The following is a 14,390-nucleotide window of genomic DNA, read 5'->3' on the forward strand; positions in this document are numbered from 1 at the left end:
GGCGTCATCGCAGGCAAGCCAGCTCCCACAATTGAAATGCATTCCCCAGTGGGAGCTGGCTTGCCTGCGATAGCGTTGTCACAAGCTCGGCGCAATCACCTGGCACAACCGCCCCACCGCCTCCAACATCTGCCCGCTGGGCCGCTCCAGGCCCTTGTCCGGCACCAACCGCACCCGAGCAGCCATCGCCGGCCATGCCTTCCAGGCCTCCTTCTGAGCCTGATCCCCCACCAGGATCACCTCGGGGTCTCGCGCCAGCACCGATTCGATATTCACCTGCGGCGCCGGCAACTTCAGGTCATCAAACACATTGCGCGCCCCGCACACACTGAGGGCATCGCTGATGATCTGCCCACCGCCCACGGTGTACAGCGGCTGGTTCCACACTTGGTAAAACACCCGCAGCGGCTCGGCCCGCTGGTAGCGCTGGCGCAACTCGGCCAAGCGCTGACGCAGTTGTACCGCGAGCTGGCGCCCTGCCTCAGCGCGGCCCAATTGCTCGGCAATGGCCTGCACCTGGGCGGTCAGTTGTTCAAGGCTGTGGGGTTCTGCGACGTACACCGGGATATTCAACCGCTGGAGCTGCTCGCGCTGGGCCGGGCCGACGCTGCCAGGCCACAGCAGGATCAAGTCGGGCTTGAGGCTGAGCAGGCGCTCCATGTCCAACTGGCCGTAGTGCCCGACCGAGGGCACCTTCGCCAACGCCGCCGGGCGGTCACCACCGTCAAGCACGCCGACCAGCAAGTCCTCGGCACCTAGCTCAAGCACGATTTCGGACAGTGACGGCGCCAGGCTGACAACCCGCTCGACCGCCAACGCCTGGGCACTGACTACCAGCAGCAGCGCCAGCCAATAGCGCTTCATCCCAACTGACGCGGTATGCGATAGAGGTAGAACAGCACCAGCGTCGACAGCGCCAACAGAAACAGCGGCACCGCCTCCAGGCCGACGAACACCGCCAGCGCACCGATCCAGGCCGGTAGCGCTGCAACCAGCAAGGCTGTGCGCCGACGCGCCGCCAGGGTGATCCAAGCGGCGGGTTCTTCAGCAGTATCAAGGGCTTTGGAGGTGGCGATAAGCGCGTGTTTATAGCCATGAAAATAACGCAGGCTAAGAAACATCGAGGCCACGCCAGCGATGAAGAACGGCATGGCCAGTACCGGTAGCAAGGATTCAGCGCGGCCAAACAGCAGGTTGATCAAAAACAAGGGCAGCAACGCCAAGGCCAGGTACTGCCACCAGTTGAAGGACAGTCGCCGTTTCACCTGGCCACGGGTCACGCGCGGTCGACCTCGCCCTGGTGCTCATTGCCCATCATATGGTCGAGCTTGCTGGCTTTGGTGGCCAGGTAGAGCTTGTTGTGCGGGTTATGCCCGGTGTGCAGAGGCACGCGCTCGGCCACGGTGATGCCCATCTCGGTCAAGGCTTTGACCTTTCGGGGGTTGTTGGTCATCAGGCGCAGGGATTTGACCCCCAGGTGCTCGAGCATCGGCAGGCAGATGGCGTAGTCGCGCTGGTCGGCAGCAAAGCCCAGGCGCTCGTTGGCCTCCACGGTGTCGGCGCCGCCATCTTGCAGTTCGTAGGCGCGGATCTTGTTCAACAGGCCAATGCCCCGGCCTTCCTGGCGCAAGTACAGCAGCACGCCACGCCCTTCACGGGCGATGGCCTGCAGTGCGGCCTCCAGTTGCGAGCCGCAGTCACAGCGCTGGCTGAACAGCGCATCGCCGGTCAGGCACTCGGAATGCACACGCCCCAGCACCGGCGCGCCATCGGTGATGTCGCCGAGGCTGAGCACAACGTGCTCGCGCCCGGTGGCTTCTTCAAGAAAGCCGTTCATGGTGAACGTGGCAAAAGGGGTAGGCAGCTTGGAAGCGGCGACGAAAACGACGGGCACCGTGTGCTCCTGATTTCAGATTTCACAGAGGCGGGCATTGTAACAGCACGTTCCTACAGACGCTTAAGCTGAATTATCGCTGATAAAGATCAATAGGTTCGATTGGCCTTTGAGTCAGTTCTATGGGCGTCAGAACGGATACGGCTGTTTCCAGCGTTCGAATATCGCTTTCAACTCACCGGTCTGGACCAGGATACCCAAACGCTGGTCATACACGGCCATCAATGCCCTGCCGCGCTCGGTGTCGGCAAAGCCTACGTAGAGCGGTAATTCAGCGATATGGGTGAGTTTGAACAGCGCCGGGTCTTGCGCCTGGCTGAGCACGTATTTGGCTTCGGTGAGGGCGTCGATATAAAAATCGGCACGGCCGTGTTGCAGCATTGGCAGAATGCCGCTGCGCCGCTCGATCTGGTTGAAGCGGCGCACGGTGGGCAGGTATTCCTCGTATTTATAGCCGCGCACCCAGGCCAGGCGGTAGTTGCCCAGGGTCGCCAACGTCGGCGTGGGTGAAGTTGCCAGCCCGAGAGCGTAGACATGATCGGCGTCGAAGTTCCAGCGCGGGTACAGCACTGCGCTGACCTCATCGCGGTAGGTGCCGACACAACCATCCGCCTCACCACGCTGGGCCAGGCCGACCGATCGGGTATAGGGCACGCTGCGAGTTTCCAGGGTAATGCCTGCTGGCTCGAAGACGCGGCGCAGCAGGTCCCAGGCCAGGCCGCTACCATCTCTGTTGGTGTAGTCGTTCCACTCCTCACTGGCCAGCACGATTTTACCGGGCACGGGAGTGTCCGCCTGGGCCAGGGAAACGAAGGAACACAGCACGATCAGCAGCCAGCGGCATGCAGCCATAGTCACGGCCTCTTACTCGGGATAATCGTCTAAAGGGTAGCGCAGACCGCCGGCTCAGGGCGTCTGGCGAAAATGCTGGTAGCCGCGCACAGCCGGGGTGATGTCCTGGCAGTCGCCGTCGAGCAGCGTCACGCCGTGCCCCGTTTCGACCCGACCGACCACATGCACCGGCCAGCCATCCGCCTGCAACGGCGCCAACTCGGACGGTGGCAAAGTGAACGCCAACACATAGTCGTCGCCCCCGCTCAACGCCGCTACTTGAGCCTGGTCTTCACCGACAAACGCCAGCAAGGCCTCGGACAACGGCAACCGCTGGCGCTCAACCACCAGGCGCACCGCTGACGCCTTGGCGATATGCCCACAGTCAGCCAACAGCCCATCGGAGATATCCATCGCCGCTGTCGCCTTGCCCCGCAGCGCCAGCCCCAAGGCCAGCTGCGGTTGCGGCGACCAGTAATGCGCCAACAGCGGCTCGGCGATTGCTGCGTCAGCCGTGCGTTGCCCCAATACCAGCGGCAAGGCACCAGCGGCATTGCCTAACTCGCCGCCCACACACAGCAAATCGCCCGGCTGTGCACCGTTGCGCGTCAAGGCCTGGCCAGCCGGCACACGGCCGAACACGGTCAGGGTCAGGCTCAGCGGCCCACGGGTGGTATCGCCGCCCACCAAGCCTACGCCGCAGCTTTGCGCCATGGCGTTCAAGCCTTGGGCATAGCGTTGCAGCCAATCGGCTTCGACGCTCGGCGTGGTCAGGGCAAGGGTAAAGGCGAGGGGGTGGGCGCCCATGGCGGCCAGGTCGCTCACCGCCACGGCCAGCGAGCGCTGGCCGAGCAGGAACGGGTCACAGGGGTCGGCAAAATGCACGCCAGCCACCAGCGTATCGGTGGAGACTGCCAGTTGCTCCCCGGCGGGAAGCGCCAGCAAGGCGCAGTCGTCGCCGATCCCCAGGGCAATGCCTTCGCCGCCTTGCGCACAAGGCGCGGCGGCGAAGTATGTGCGGATCAGCTCAAACTCACCCATTGAGGAATCAAGCGCAGATTAGCGCTTGTGTTCCTTCACTTCGGCTTCACGCAGGCGCGGGGCCAGCTTGTCGAGCACGCCGTTGACGAACTTGTGGCCATCGGTCGAACCGTAGACTTTCGCCAGTTCGATGCCTTCGTTGATCACGACGCGGTACGGCACGTCGACGCGCTTGAGCAGCTCCCAGGTGGACAGGCGCATCACGCACAGCTCAACCGGGTCGAGTTCTTCGATGGTCAGGTCCAGGCATGGCGCCAGGGCTGTGTCGATCTCGGTCAGGTTGGCATGCACGCCGTGCAGGATGTCATGGAAGTAGCTCTGGTCGGCGAAGGTGAAATCGTTATCGACGCGAAACTGTGCCTCGATTTCGTTCAGCGAAGCGCCTGCCAGGTGACGCTGGTACAGCGCCTGGGTCGCAAGTTGACGCGCCTTGCGACGCTTCTCGCTCTTGGACGGTTTGCCGGCATCGGCAGGACGCGGGTCCTGAGGATTGAACTGATCGCTTTCGTCGGAAATCACTTGGCCTCCAACTGCGACAGCAGGCTGACCATTTCCAGGGCGGACAAGGCAGCTTCAGCGCCTTTGTTACCGGCCTTGGTGCCGGAACGCTCGATGGCTTGCTCGATGGAATCCACGGTCAGTACGCCGAAAGCGACTGGCACGCCGAACTCCATGGACACCTGGGCCAGGCCCTTGGTGCATTCGCCGGCTACGTATTCGAAGTGCGGGGTGCCGCCACGAATGACCGCGCCCAGGGCGATGATCGCCGCGTATTCACCCTGCTGAGCAACTTTTTGCGCAACCAGTGGAATTTCGAAGGCGCCAGGGGCACGGATAAGGGTGATATCGCTCTCGCTCACACCGTGGCGAACCAGGGCGTCAACCGCACCGCTTACCAGGCTTTCAACCACGAAGCTGTTGAAGCGGCCAACCACCAGGGCATAGCGGCCTTTGGGGGCGATGAAGGTACCTTCGATGGTCTTCAGGGTCATTCGACAAATCTCTTAAAGAGCCGGGACGCGAAAAGTGCGTCCCTCAGTGATGATTTAACCGCGAACAAGGGGCAAAAATCGCCAGCCTTTATTCGGAGGGCACGTATTCTACAACTTCCAGGTCGAATCCGGATATCGCATTAAATTTCATCGGTGCGCTCATCAGGCGCATTTTGCGCACGCCCAGGTCGCGCAGGATCTGCGAACCGGCACCGACGATGCTGTAGGTGGTCGGTTTTTTCACCGGCACGGCGTCGGCGGTTTCGCGGATGTGCGCCAGCAGCACATCACCATCGAGCGGGTGACCGAGCAACAGCACCACACCGCTGCCGGCCTCGGAAACCGCAGCCATGGCGGCGCGCAGGCTCCAGCGACCGGGCTGCTTAACCATCAAGAGGTCACGCAGTGGGTCCATGTTGTGTACGCGTACCAGGGTCGGTTCTTCTGCGCAAATGTTGCCCAGGGTCAGGGCCATGTGCACGTCGCCTTCCACTGAATCACGGTAGGTCACCAAATTGAATTGGCCCAGCTCGCTGTCCAGTGGCTGCTCGGCAATCCGCTGAACGGTACGTTCGTGGATCATCCGGTAGTGAATCAGGTCGGCGATGGTGCCGATCTTGAGGTTGTGCTCTGCGGCAAAGGCCTCGAGTTCAGTACGACGGGCCATGGTGCCATCGTCGTTCATCACTTCGCAGATCACCCCGCTTGGCTCGAAACCGGCCATGCGCGCCAGGTCGCAGGCGGCTTCGGTGTGGCCAGCGCGGGCCAGGGTACCGCCCGGTTGGGCCATCAGCGGGAAGATGTGGCCGGGGCTGACGATGTCTTCGGCCTTGGCGTCTTTCGCGGCAGCGGCTTGCACGGTGCGGGCGCGGTCAGCGGCGGAAATGCCAGTAGTGACGCCCGTGGTGGCTTCAATCGATACGGTGAACTTGGTGCCGAAACCCGAGCCATTGCGCGGCGCCATCAAGGGCAGCTTGAGCAGTTCGCAGCGTTCACGGCTCATGGGCATGCAGATCAGCCCCCGGGCGTGCTTGGCCATGAAGTTGATGTGCTCGGGCTTGCACGCCTCGGCGGCCATGATGATGTCGCCTTCGTTCTCGCGATCTTCGTCATCCATAAGGATGACCATCTTGCCTTGGCGGATGTCTTCAACCAGTTCTTCGATGCTATTGAGCGCCACGCGGCACCCCCTTGGTCAGGATTTCAGGTAGCCGTTAGCGGCCAGAAAACTTTCGGTGATGTTACCGGCTGCAGGCTCTGCGGCCTTTTCGCCCAACAACAGGCGCTCCAGGTAACGGGCAAGCAAGTCCACTTCCAGGTTCACCCGGCGACCCGGCTGGTACGAGGCCATGATGGTTTCGCTGAGGGTGTGGGGAATGATGGTCAGTTCAAATTCGGCGCCATTCACGGCGTTCACGGTCAGGCTGGTGCCATCGACGGTGATCGAGCCTTTGTGGGCGATGTACTTGGCCAGCTCTTTTGGCGCGCGGATACGGAATTCCACGGCGCGGGCGTTTTCGCTGCGGGCCACCACTTCGCCGACACCGTCGACGTGGCCGCTGACCAGGTGACCGCCCAGGCGTGTGGTGGGCGTCAGGGCTTTTTCCAGGTTGACCGGGCTGCCGGCCGCAAGATCGTTCATCGCGGTGCAGTCCAGGGTTTCCCGGCTGACATCGGCAGCAAAGCCGTTGCCCGGCAGCTCGATGACGGTCAGGCACACGCCGCTGACGGCGATACTGTCGCCCAGCTTGACGTCGCCGAGGTCCAGCTTGCCGGTTTCAACCAGCAGGCGGACATCCCCGCCTTTGGGGGTCATTGCACGGATGCTGCCGATGGATTCGATAATGCCGGTGAACATTTCGTTCTCCTGAAAACGAGGGGGCTGACGCTCAAGCGCAGGCCGGGAATTATACGCTCACTGCTGGGATGGGGATGGCAGTGACTCGCCAGTCGTCGCCCACAGCGCGCATTTCGGTGATCTTGAGTTGGGGAGCATCGGCCAACTTATCAAGCGGCCAGTCCAGCAACGGGCGGGCAGCGGAGCCGAGGAACTTGCCGGCGATGAATATCACGTATTCATCCACCAGGCCTTGTTGGGCAAACGCGCCAGCCAGGCTTGGGCCGGCTTCCACCAACACATCGTTGACGCCACGGGCGGCCAGGGCGACCAATGCCGAGCGCAGGTCAACCTGGCCCTCCACACCTGGAACCACAAGGCACTCAGGGCCCCGGGGGAACTGGTTCTCCGGAGTCACGCAGGTGATGACCAATGCCGGGCCGGCCTTGAAGAACGGTGCGTTGAGCGGCACCCGCAGGCGGCCATCGATCAGCACGCGCAACGGCGGGCGCGACATGGCCAGGGCGGTGGTTGCGTCGTCCAGGCCCAGTTCGGCGGCGCGTACGGTCAAGCGGGCACCGTCGGCCAGTACCGTGTCGGCACCGGTCAACACCACACTGGCCTCGGCACGCAAGCGTTGCACCGCAGCACGGGCGGCGGGGCCGGTGATCCATTGGCTTTCGCCGCTGGCCATCGCCGTGCGGCCGTCCAGGCTCATCGCCAGCTTGACCCGCACAAACGGCAGGCCGTGCTCCATGCGCTTGAGGAAGCCGGGGTTAAGCGCCCGCGCTTCGGTTTCCAACACACCACTACGAACCTCGATACCGGCCTGGGCCAGGCGTTGCATGCCTCGGCCAGCCACTTCGGGGTTCGGGTCCTGCATGCCAGCCACCACCCGCGCGACGCCGGCGGTCACCAGCGCATCGGCACAGGGCGGCGTACGGCCATGATGGCTGCACGGTTCAAGGGTCACGTATACCGTCGCGCCACGGGCCTTGTCGCCAGCGGCGCGCAGGGCATTGGGCTCGGCATGGGGCTCGCCGGTGCGCTCATGCCAGCCTTCGCCGACAATCTGCCCATCACGCACTATCACGCAGCCAACCCGCGGGTTGGGGTGGGTGGTGTACAGGCCCTTGCGCGCCAATTCGAGGGCCCGGGACATGTAGTGGGCGTCAAGCACAGCCTGTTCAGATGTCATTGTTTGGAGGGCTCACGGGCCAGGCGGTCGATCTCTTCGCGGAACTCATTGAGGTCCTGGAAGCGTCGATACACCGAGGCAAAACGGATATAGGCGACTTCGTCGAGCTTTTGCAGCTCGCCCATCACCAACTCGCCGACCACCAGGCTCTTGACCTCGCGCTCGCCGGTCGCCCGCAGCTTGTGCTTGATATGCACCAGCGCCGCTTCCAGGCGCTCGACACTCACCGGGCGTTTTTCCAGGGCGCGCTGCATACCGGCGCGCAGTTTTTCTTCGTCGAAAGGCTGGCGGCTGCCGTCGGACTTGATCAGACGCGGCAACACCAGTTCGGCGGTTTCGAAGGTGGTGAAACGTTCACCACAGGCCAGGCATTCGCGCCGGCGACGCACTTGGTCGCCCTCGGCGACCAGACGCGAGTCGATGACCTTGGTGTCGTTGGCACCGCAGAAGGGACAGTGCATGGTTGGCAGGCAACAAAAAATGGGAGGGCCATGGTAGCGCATCCCTGTGGCAAGACAAGCCATAGCCTTTACGGTATATAGGCAGGCTTATATGTTTGATATTTTTTAAGCCACGGATTTTGTCCTTTCTGGAGCCGTACATGCAGTTACGACCACTCGTTCTACTCAGCCTGTTCAGTTTTCTGGTCGCCTGCAGCAGCGAAGCCCCCAAGCCGGCCGCGCCTCAACCGACACCCGCGCAAGAGAAAAAAGTCCCGGGCATTGAAGACCTCGGCCCCCTGCCCGCCTATCAGCGCGAAATCAGCGGCAGCCTGACCAACGTGCCCGCCGGTGCCGAAGTCGAGATGGCGCTCTTGGTGATCGACGAGCGTTCGCGCCCGCAGCAACTGCTCGCCAGCAGCGTACTGAGCGGCAACGGCAAGCCTTTGGCCTTCCGCCTGCGCTTCAACCCTGAAGCCTTCCCGGCCGGTGCCCGCGTGGAATTGCGCGGCCGCGCCAGCCAGTCCGGCCAGTTGATCCTGCATCTGCCTGCCGTGCGCGTCACCCAGGCGATCACCCAGAGCACCGGCCCCTTGCAACTCGTCAAGGCACCATGACACCACCGCTGCACCTGCAGCGTGCCTTGAGCGAACTGATCGGCGACGCGCAATTAGTGCCCTGCCCACTGCCGGGCACCGAATTATCGCTGTGGCTGCTGGACGCCGACAACATGGACCGCGCCTTCAGCCAGGAAGAAACCCGGCGCATCCTGCATGAGCCGCCCTACTGGAGCTTTTGCTGGGCCAGCGGCCTGGCGTTGGCCCGCTACCTGGTGGCGCATCCCGAGTGGGTCGCCGGCAAACGCGTGCTGGATTTCGGCGCAGGTTCGGGAGTAGCCGGGATCGCCGCCGTCAAGGCTGGGGCCCTGGAGGTGGTGGCCTGCGACCTGGACCCACTGGCCTTGGCCGCTTGCCGTGCGAATGCCGAGCTCAACCAGGTGTCATTGAGTTATTCGGCAGACTTTTTTGCCGAAGCCGACCGCTTCGACCTGATCCTGGTGGCCGACGTGCTCTACGACCGCGCCAACCTGCCGTTGCTGGATCAGTTCCTCACCCGCGGCCGCGAAGCGCTGGTGGCGGATTCGCGGGTACGGGACTTCCAGCATCCGGATTACCAGCGGCTGGAGATCCTCGAAGCCTTGACCCTGCCGGACCTGGCCGAGCCTTGGGAGTTTCGCAAGGTGAGCCTGTACCATTCGCGGCGCGCTTGAGGCCATCGCGGGCAAGCCCGCACACACAGAGGAATGCATTTCAAAGGTGAGAGCGGGTTTGCCTGCGATAGCGGTCTTGAATCCAGGATGCTTTCAGCCAACCTCGCCAGCCCTTATAGTTGCCCCCATTCCCGCTTTATTCGAGACGCCCCATGAGTGAGCCCACGCCGTACATCTTCGACGTCACCACCGCCAACTTCGACCAGGCCGTTATCCAGAACTCCTTTGAAAAGCCCGTATTGGTCGATTTCTGGGCCGAGTGGTGCGCACCCTGCAAAGCACTGATGCCAATGCTGGCGAAGATTGCCGAGAGTTATCAGGGTGAGTTGCTGCTGGCCAAGATCGACTGCGAAGCCGAACAGGACATCGTGGCGCGTTTTGGCATTCAAAGCCTGCCGACGGTGGTGCTGTTCAAGGATGGCCAACCGGTGGACGGTTTTGCCGGTGCACAGCCGGAGTCGGCAGTGCGGGCGATGCTGGAGCCCCATGTGCAAATGCCACCGCCGGCTGCGGCGGACCCGTTGGAGCAGGCTCAGGCGCTGTTCAGCGAAGGGCGTATCAGCGAGGCCGAAGCGTTGCTGGTGCAATTATTGGGCGAGGACAATACCAACGCCGCCGCTTTGATCCTGTATGCACGCTGCCTGGCCGAACGCGGTGAATTGGGTGAAGCCCAGGCCGTGCTCGACGCGGTCAAGAGCGACGACCACAAGGCCGCCCTGGCCGGGGCCAAGGCGCAAATCACCTTCCTTCGCCAGGCTGCGGATTTGCCGGACGCTGCCGAGCTGAAAAGCCGCCTGGCGCAAAACCCCCAGGATGACGAAGCGGCCTATCAGTTGGCGATCCAGCAACTGGCGCGCCAGCAATACGACGCGGCGCTGGAAGGTTTGCTCAAGTTGTTTATCCGCAACCGCAGCTACAGCGAAGGCCTGCCCCACAAGACCTTGCTGCAGGTGTTCGAATTGCTGGGCAATGATCACCCGCTGGTCACGGTGTACCGCCGCAAGTTGTTTGCCGCGTTGTATTAACCCAACCTTGTAGGAGCGAGCTTGCTCGCGAAAAACGACAACGATAACGCGGGCATCCTGAATGAACGCGGAGCCTGAGGTTTTTTCGCGAGCGAGCTCGCTCCTACAAAGGGCCAATCCATGTGTAGAGCGGTGTGTCGCCGCCGCTGGCCACCTTCACGTTCGCGCTGTGGCGCAGACGCACCAACAGGCGCTTGCCCGCCCCGGCATCGCCAGCCAAGCCTTCGAGTTGGTCGAGCAATTCCAGGCCATTGAGTTGCCCGGCCTTGCGTAGCAAATCCTGGGCGTTCTGCCACAGGTCTTCGTTCTGTTTGACCGGCGCCGCAGCCGGTGCGCTGGGCGTTGGAGCGGCCTGCAGTTGAGCGCCTAATCGCGCCCAATCGCCGTCGTCCAGCTCCAGGGTCAAGTCCACCGGCAACTCACCGATGGTTCCACGAATTCGCAACATCGTCCTTACTCCTGCATTTTTCTGACGGGCATGCTCCCATGCAGCTTGCGCAACACCAAGCGGGCGGTCAAACTCTCGGATCAATTGTTATAAGATCACATAACAAAACTTTCATCCTGGAGCCCTCTCATGCGCCGTTTGCTGCTTGCTTTGCCGTTTGCCCTGCTGCCACTGGCTGTCGCTCATGCTCACGAAGACCACGACCACGAGCACGGCAGCCTCGGCGCCCATGAACATGGCGTCGGGCGCCTGAATGCCGTACTGGACGGCCAGGCCCTGGAGCTGGAACTGGACAGCCCGGCCATGAACCTGGTGGGTTTCGAACATGCCGCCACCAGCGCCGCCGACAAAGCCAAGGTCGCCGCCGTACGCAAGCAGCTGGAAAATCCATCGGCACTGTTCAACCTGCCCAAGGCCGCAGGTTGCGTGGTCAGCAGCCAGGAACTCAACAGCCCGTTGTTCGGTGACAAACCAGAAGCCGAGCATGACGACGATGACCACGCCACCGATGGCAAGGGCGCAGCCGCCCACAAGCATGATCACGACCACAGTGAAATCCACGCCCATTACCAGTTCACCTGCGCCACGCCGGCGGCCCTGGGCAACCTGGACTTGAGCCAAGTGTTCAAGACCTTCCCCGCCACGCAGAAAATTCAGGTACAACTGATCGGCCCTAGCGGTCAGCAAGGTGTTGAAGCGACGGCCACCGCCGCCACCCTGAAGTTCTGACTTGAAAGCACAGTCCCTGTGGGAGCTGGCTTGCCTGCGATACAGGCGATGCGGTGCAGCAGGCACACCGTAGCGATGCCATCGCGGGCAAGCCAGCTCCCACAGTGGATCGGCGCCATTTTCGACTACCAGGCGACACTGACTTCCCATGACTCAAGCGTTAATCGAACTGTCCGACCTGGGCTTCAACTGGCCCGGTCACCCGCAGTTGCTGGACATTCCCGCGTTCCGCCTGGAACCCGGGGAAACCGTGTTCCTCAAGGGCCCGAGCGGCAGTGGCAAGACCACTCTGCTCGGGCTGTTGGGAGGCGTGCAGAAACCCAGCCAGGGCAGCATCCGCCTGCTCGGCCAGGAGTTGACCGAACTCTCGGCCGGCGCTCGTGACCGTTTCCGTGTGGACCACACCGGTTATATCTTCCAGCAGTTCAACTTGCTGCCGTTTCTGTCGGTACGCGAAAACGTCGAGCTGCCTTGCCACTTTTCCAAGCTTCGCGCACAACGGGCCAAACAGCGCCACGGCAGTGTCGACCAGGCCGCCTCGGCCTTGCTAGCGCACTTGGGTTTGAAGGACCCGAGCCTGCTGGAACGCCGCGCCGATTCGCTGTCCATTGGCCAGCAACAAAGGGTGGCCGCTGCCCGAGCGCTGATCGGCCAGCCAGAACTGGTGATTGCCGACGAACCCACCTCGGCCCTGGACTCCGACGCCCGCGAAGCCTTCCTGCAGTTGCTGTTCGCAGAATGCCGCGAAGCGGGCGCCAGCCTGTTGTTTGTCAGCCATGACCAGAGCCTGGCGTCGCTGTTCGACCGCAACCTGTCGCTGGCCGAACTCAATCGCGCCGCCATGCCCGCAGAGGTTTGAGATGTATCTGTTCCGTCTAGCCATGGCCAGCCTGGCTAACCGCCGCTTCACCGCGATCCTCACTGCGTTTGCCATCGCGCTTTCCGTCTGCTTGCTGCTCGCGGTGGAGCGTGTGCGCGTCGAGGCGCGCAACAGTTTCGCCAGCACCATCAGCGGCACCGACCTGATCGTCGGTGCCCGCTCCGGCTCGGTCAACCTGCTGCTGTACTCGGTGTTCCGCATCGGCAACGCTACCAACAACATCCGTTGGGACAGCTACGAGCACTTCGCCGCCAGCCCTCAAGTGAAATGGGCGATTCCCATTTCCCTCGGCGACTCCCATCGCGGCTACCGGGTGATGGGCACCAACGAATCCTATTTCGAGCACTACCAGTACGGGCGTAAGCAAAACCTCGCGCTGGCCAGCGGCCGCGCCTTCGCCACCGACCCATTCGAAGTGGTGCTCGGCGCCGAAGTGGCCGACGCCCTGCATTACAAACTCGGTGACAAGCTGGTGCTGGCCCACGGCGTGGCGGTGGTCAGCCTGGTCAAGCATGACGACAAGCCGTTTACGGTGGTGGGCATTCTCAAGCGTACCGGCACGCCGGTGGACCGCACGTTGCATATCAGCCTCGGCGGCATGGAAGCGATCCATATCGACTGGCACAACGGCGTGCCGGCCCAGGGCAAAGGCCGCATCAGTGCCGACCAGGCGCGCAATATGGACCTGACGCCGCAAGCCATTACCGCGTTCATGCTCGGCCTGAACAACAAGATTTCCACCTTCGCCTTGCAACGGGAGATCAATGAATTCCGTGGCGAGCCAATGCTGGCGATCCTGCCCGGTGTCGCGCTGCAAGAACTCTGGAGCATGATGGGCACTGCCGAAAAAGCCTTGTTTGTGATCTCGCTGTTCGTGGTGCTGACCGGCTTGATCGGCATGCTCACGGCGATCCTCACCAGCCTTAACGAGCGCCGCCGCGAGATGGCGATCCTGCGGTCGGTGGGCGCGCGGCCTTGGCACATCGCAACGCTGCTGATCTTCGAAGCCTTCGCCTTGGCCTTGTCTGGCGTGATGGCGGGCCTGGGGTTGCTGTACCTGTGCATCGCCGCCTCGCGGGGTTATTTGCAGGCCAACTACGGTCTGGACCTGCCGATGTCGTGGCCGAGCGAATATGAATGGACGTTGCTCGCCGGTATCCTGGCAGCCGCCCTGTTGATGGGCAGCGTGCCCGCGTGGCGCGCCTACCGCCAATCTTTGGCCGATGGCCTGTCCATCCGTTTATGAGGAAGGCTTCGATGCGTCGTGCCCTGTTTGCCCTGTTGTTGTTGATGGCCGTGCCTGCCTGGGCGCAGGAACAGCCCAAGGATCTGTCCTGGCAGGAGATGATCCCGCCGGATGCGCCACCTGAAGTGCCCAATATGAAGCCGCTGCACGACCTGTCGAACATGGCCGATGCCTTGTCCGTCGAAGCCGCGCCGGCGGCCAAGCAGGACATGCCTAACGCGCCAGTGGTACAGAGCCTGGACGGCCAGCACATTCGCCTGCCGGGGTATATCGTGCCTCTGGAAGTCAGCGAAGAAGGCCGCACCACGGAGTTTCTGCTGGTGCCGTATTTCGGCGCATGCATACACGTGCCCCCACCGCCATCGAACCAGATCGTGCATGTTAAAAGTGAAGTCGGGGTGAAGCTCGATGAGCTGTATCAACCGTACTGGATCGAGGGTGCGATGCAGGTCAAGCCATCGTCCAGCGAGTTGGCGGACGCTGGCTACCAGATGGATGCACAGAAGATTTACATGTACGAGCTTGAGGAATAACTCCACACACCGAAGCTCCCACAGGT

The 14,390-nt window shown here is 62.6% G+C and carries 19 protein-coding genes; 7 read left to right on the forward strand and 12 right to left on the reverse strand.

Annotation, left to right across the window (positions count from 1 at the left end):
* Positions 1–78: 78 nt before the first annotated feature.
* The 11 genes from APH41_RS06910 to nrdR all read right to left on the reverse strand — a co-directional run bounded on the left by APH41_RS06910 (position 79) and on the right by nrdR (position 8,254).
* Entirely contained in the window at positions 79–864 is a 786-nt protein-coding gene (locus APH41_RS06910) for a cobalamin-binding protein (protein ID WP_054918161.1), read from the reverse strand.
* Complete coding sequence (locus APH41_RS06915) at positions 861–1,280, reverse strand: nuclear fragile X mental retardation-interacting protein 1 (protein ID WP_054896934.1); 420 nt, start codon at positions 1,278–1,280, stop codon at positions 861–863. The genes APH41_RS06910 and APH41_RS06915 overlap by 4 nt, the downstream gene beginning before the upstream one ends.
* Complete coding sequence (gene ribA / locus APH41_RS06920; protein ID WP_005791841.1) at positions 1,277–1,894, reverse strand: GTP cyclohydrolase II; 618 nt, start codon at positions 1,892–1,894, stop codon at positions 1,277–1,279. Before ribA ends, APH41_RS06915 begins: the two co-directional genes overlap by 4 nt.
* A gap of 129 nt (positions 1,895–2,023) precedes the next feature.
* A complete protein-coding gene (locus APH41_RS06925; protein WP_054918163.1) occupies positions 2,024–2,746 on the reverse strand; it encodes an ABC transporter substrate-binding protein in 723 nt (240 codons plus the stop codon).
* A gap of 54 nt (positions 2,747–2,800) precedes the next feature.
* Positions 2,801–3,766 carry a thiamine-phosphate kinase gene (gene thiL / locus APH41_RS06930; protein ID WP_054918165.1) on the reverse strand — a complete coding sequence of 322 codons (966 nt, stop codon included), beginning with the start codon at positions 3,764–3,766 and terminating at the stop codon, positions 2,801–2,803.
* 18 nt (positions 3,767–3,784) lie between these two features.
* Positions 3,785–4,285: a transcription antitermination factor NusB gene (gene nusB, locus APH41_RS06935; protein ID WP_014720126.1), complete on the reverse strand. Its 501-nt coding sequence runs from the start codon at positions 4,283–4,285 to the stop codon at positions 3,785–3,787.
* A complete protein-coding gene (ribE, locus tag APH41_RS06940) occupies positions 4,282–4,758 on the reverse strand; it encodes a 6,7-dimethyl-8-ribityllumazine synthase (RefSeq protein ID WP_003194576.1) in 477 nt (158 codons plus the stop codon). The genes nusB and ribE overlap by 4 nt, the downstream gene beginning before the upstream one ends.
* Before the next feature lie 88 nt (positions 4,759–4,846).
* The gene (gene ribBA / locus APH41_RS06945; RefSeq protein ID WP_003194579.1) at positions 4,847–5,938 is read right to left on the reverse strand and encodes a bifunctional 3,4-dihydroxy-2-butanone-4-phosphate synthase/GTP cyclohydrolase II; all 1,092 of its coding nucleotides are present in this window, start codon (positions 5,936–5,938) and stop codon (positions 4,847–4,849) included.
* Between the two features lie 15 nt (positions 5,939–5,953).
* Positions 5,954–6,616, reverse strand: coding sequence for a riboflavin synthase (locus APH41_RS06950; RefSeq protein ID WP_047711880.1), 663 nt, complete (start codon positions 6,614–6,616; stop codon positions 5,954–5,956).
* A gap of 49 nt (positions 6,617–6,665) precedes the next feature.
* Positions 6,666–7,793, reverse strand: a complete 1,128-nt coding sequence (gene ribD, locus APH41_RS06955; RefSeq protein WP_054918168.1) for a bifunctional diaminohydroxyphosphoribosylaminopyrimidine deaminase/5-amino-6-(5-phosphoribosylamino)uracil reductase RibD — start codon at positions 7,791–7,793, stop codon at positions 6,666–6,668.
* Positions 7,790–8,254, reverse strand: coding sequence for a transcriptional regulator NrdR (nrdR, locus tag APH41_RS06960; RefSeq protein ID WP_019818855.1), 465 nt, complete (start codon positions 8,252–8,254; stop codon positions 7,790–7,792). Before nrdR ends, ribD begins: the two co-directional genes overlap by 4 nt.
* Before the next feature lie 140 nt (positions 8,255–8,394).
* Between nrdR and APH41_RS06965 the strand changes: the two genes are divergently transcribed.
* From APH41_RS06965 to trxA, 3 genes are all read left to right on the forward strand, one after another.
* The gene (locus APH41_RS06965) at positions 8,395–8,850 is read left to right on the forward strand and encodes a YbaY family lipoprotein (RefSeq protein WP_034133864.1); all 456 of its coding nucleotides are present in this window, start codon (positions 8,395–8,397) and stop codon (positions 8,848–8,850) included.
* Positions 8,847–9,503 carry a methyltransferase gene (locus APH41_RS06970; RefSeq protein WP_054918174.1) on the forward strand — a complete coding sequence of 219 codons (657 nt, stop codon included), beginning with the start codon at positions 8,847–8,849 and terminating at the stop codon, positions 9,501–9,503. Before APH41_RS06965 ends, APH41_RS06970 begins: the two co-directional genes overlap by 4 nt.
* A 152-nt stretch (positions 9,504–9,655) precedes the next feature.
* Positions 9,656–10,528, forward strand: a complete 873-nt coding sequence (trxA, locus tag APH41_RS06975; protein WP_019818859.1) for a thioredoxin — start codon at positions 9,656–9,658, stop codon at positions 10,526–10,528.
* Between the two features lie 103 nt (positions 10,529–10,631).
* On the opposite strand, the gene APH41_RS06980 is transcribed toward trxA, so the two are convergent.
* Positions 10,632–10,976, reverse strand: coding sequence for a hypothetical protein (locus APH41_RS06980; protein WP_054896938.1), 345 nt, complete (start codon positions 10,974–10,976; stop codon positions 10,632–10,634).
* A gap of 129 nt (positions 10,977–11,105) precedes the next feature.
* Here APH41_RS06980 and APH41_RS06985 point away from each other — a divergent pair, with 129 nt between their 5' ends.
* The 4 genes from APH41_RS06985 to APH41_RS07000 all read left to right on the forward strand — a co-directional run bounded on the left by APH41_RS06985 (position 11,106) and on the right by APH41_RS07000 (position 14,364).
* Positions 11,106–11,705, forward strand: coding sequence for a DUF2796 domain-containing protein (locus APH41_RS06985; RefSeq protein WP_054896939.1), 600 nt, complete (start codon positions 11,106–11,108; stop codon positions 11,703–11,705).
* 148 nt (positions 11,706–11,853) lie between these two features.
* Positions 11,854–12,564, forward strand: a complete 711-nt coding sequence (locus APH41_RS06990) for an ABC transporter ATP-binding protein (protein WP_054918175.1) — start codon at positions 11,854–11,856, stop codon at positions 12,562–12,564.
* A 1-nt stretch (position 12,565) separates the two neighbouring features.
* On the forward strand, positions 12,566–13,831 hold the full coding sequence (locus APH41_RS06995) for an ABC transporter permease (RefSeq protein ID WP_054918178.1): 1,266 nt from the start codon (positions 12,566–12,568) through the stop codon (positions 13,829–13,831).
* A gap of 11 nt (positions 13,832–13,842) precedes the next feature.
* Positions 13,843–14,364 (forward strand): DUF3299 domain-containing protein, encoded by a 522-nt coding sequence (locus APH41_RS07000; RefSeq protein ID WP_034125929.1) that lies wholly within the window; start codon positions 13,843–13,845, stop codon positions 14,362–14,364.
* Positions 14,365–14,390 lie beyond the last annotated feature (26 nt).

It is taken from the genome of Pseudomonas sp. NBRC 111138 (assembly GCF_001320835.1).
GTDB lineage: Bacteria > Pseudomonadota > Gammaproteobacteria > Pseudomonadales > Pseudomonadaceae > Aquipseudomonas > Aquipseudomonas paracarnis.

Coding starts and splice junctions, on each gene's coding strand:
- nrdR (WP_019818855.1), bottom strand. CDS start 8,254: ATGCACTGTCCCTTCTGCGGTGCCAACGACACCAAGGTCATCGACTCG.
- ribD (WP_054918168.1), bottom strand. CDS start 7,793: ATGACATCTGAACAGGCTGTGCTTGACGCCCACTACATGTCCCGGGCC.
- APH41_RS06980 (WP_054896938.1), bottom strand. CDS start 10,976: ATGTTGCGAATTCGTGGAACCATCGGTGAGTTGCCGGTGGACTTGACC.
- APH41_RS06970 (WP_054918174.1), top strand. CDS start 8,847: ATGACACCACCGCTGCACCTGCAGCGTGCCTTGAGCGAACTGATCGGC.
- APH41_RS06990 (WP_054918175.1), top strand. CDS start 11,854: ATGACTCAAGCGTTAATCGAACTGTCCGACCTGGGCTTCAACTGGCCC.
- APH41_RS06910 (WP_054918161.1), bottom strand. CDS start 864: ATGAAGCGCTATTGGCTGGCGCTGCTGCTGGTAGTCAGTGCCCAGGCG.
- APH41_RS06925 (WP_054918163.1), bottom strand. CDS start 2,746: ATGGCTGCATGCCGCTGGCTGCTGATCGTGCTGTGTTCCTTCGTTTCC.
- thiL (WP_054918165.1), bottom strand. CDS start 3,766: ATGGGTGAGTTTGAGCTGATCCGCACATACTTCGCCGCCGCGCCTTGT.
- trxA (WP_019818859.1), top strand. CDS start 9,656: ATGAGTGAGCCCACGCCGTACATCTTCGACGTCACCACCGCCAACTTC.
- APH41_RS06985 (WP_054896939.1), top strand. CDS start 11,106: ATGCGCCGTTTGCTGCTTGCTTTGCCGTTTGCCCTGCTGCCACTGGCT.
- APH41_RS07000 (WP_034125929.1), top strand. CDS start 13,843: ATGCGTCGTGCCCTGTTTGCCCTGTTGTTGTTGATGGCCGTGCCTGCC.
- APH41_RS06965 (WP_034133864.1), top strand. CDS start 8,395: ATGCAGTTACGACCACTCGTTCTACTCAGCCTGTTCAGTTTTCTGGTC.
- ribE (WP_003194576.1), bottom strand. CDS start 4,758: ATGACCCTGAAGACCATCGAAGGTACCTTCATCGCCCCCAAAGGCCGC.
- APH41_RS06995 (WP_054918178.1), top strand. CDS start 12,566: ATGTATCTGTTCCGTCTAGCCATGGCCAGCCTGGCTAACCGCCGCTTC.
- APH41_RS06950 (WP_047711880.1), bottom strand. CDS start 6,616: ATGTTCACCGGCATTATCGAATCCATCGGCAGCATCCGTGCAATGACC.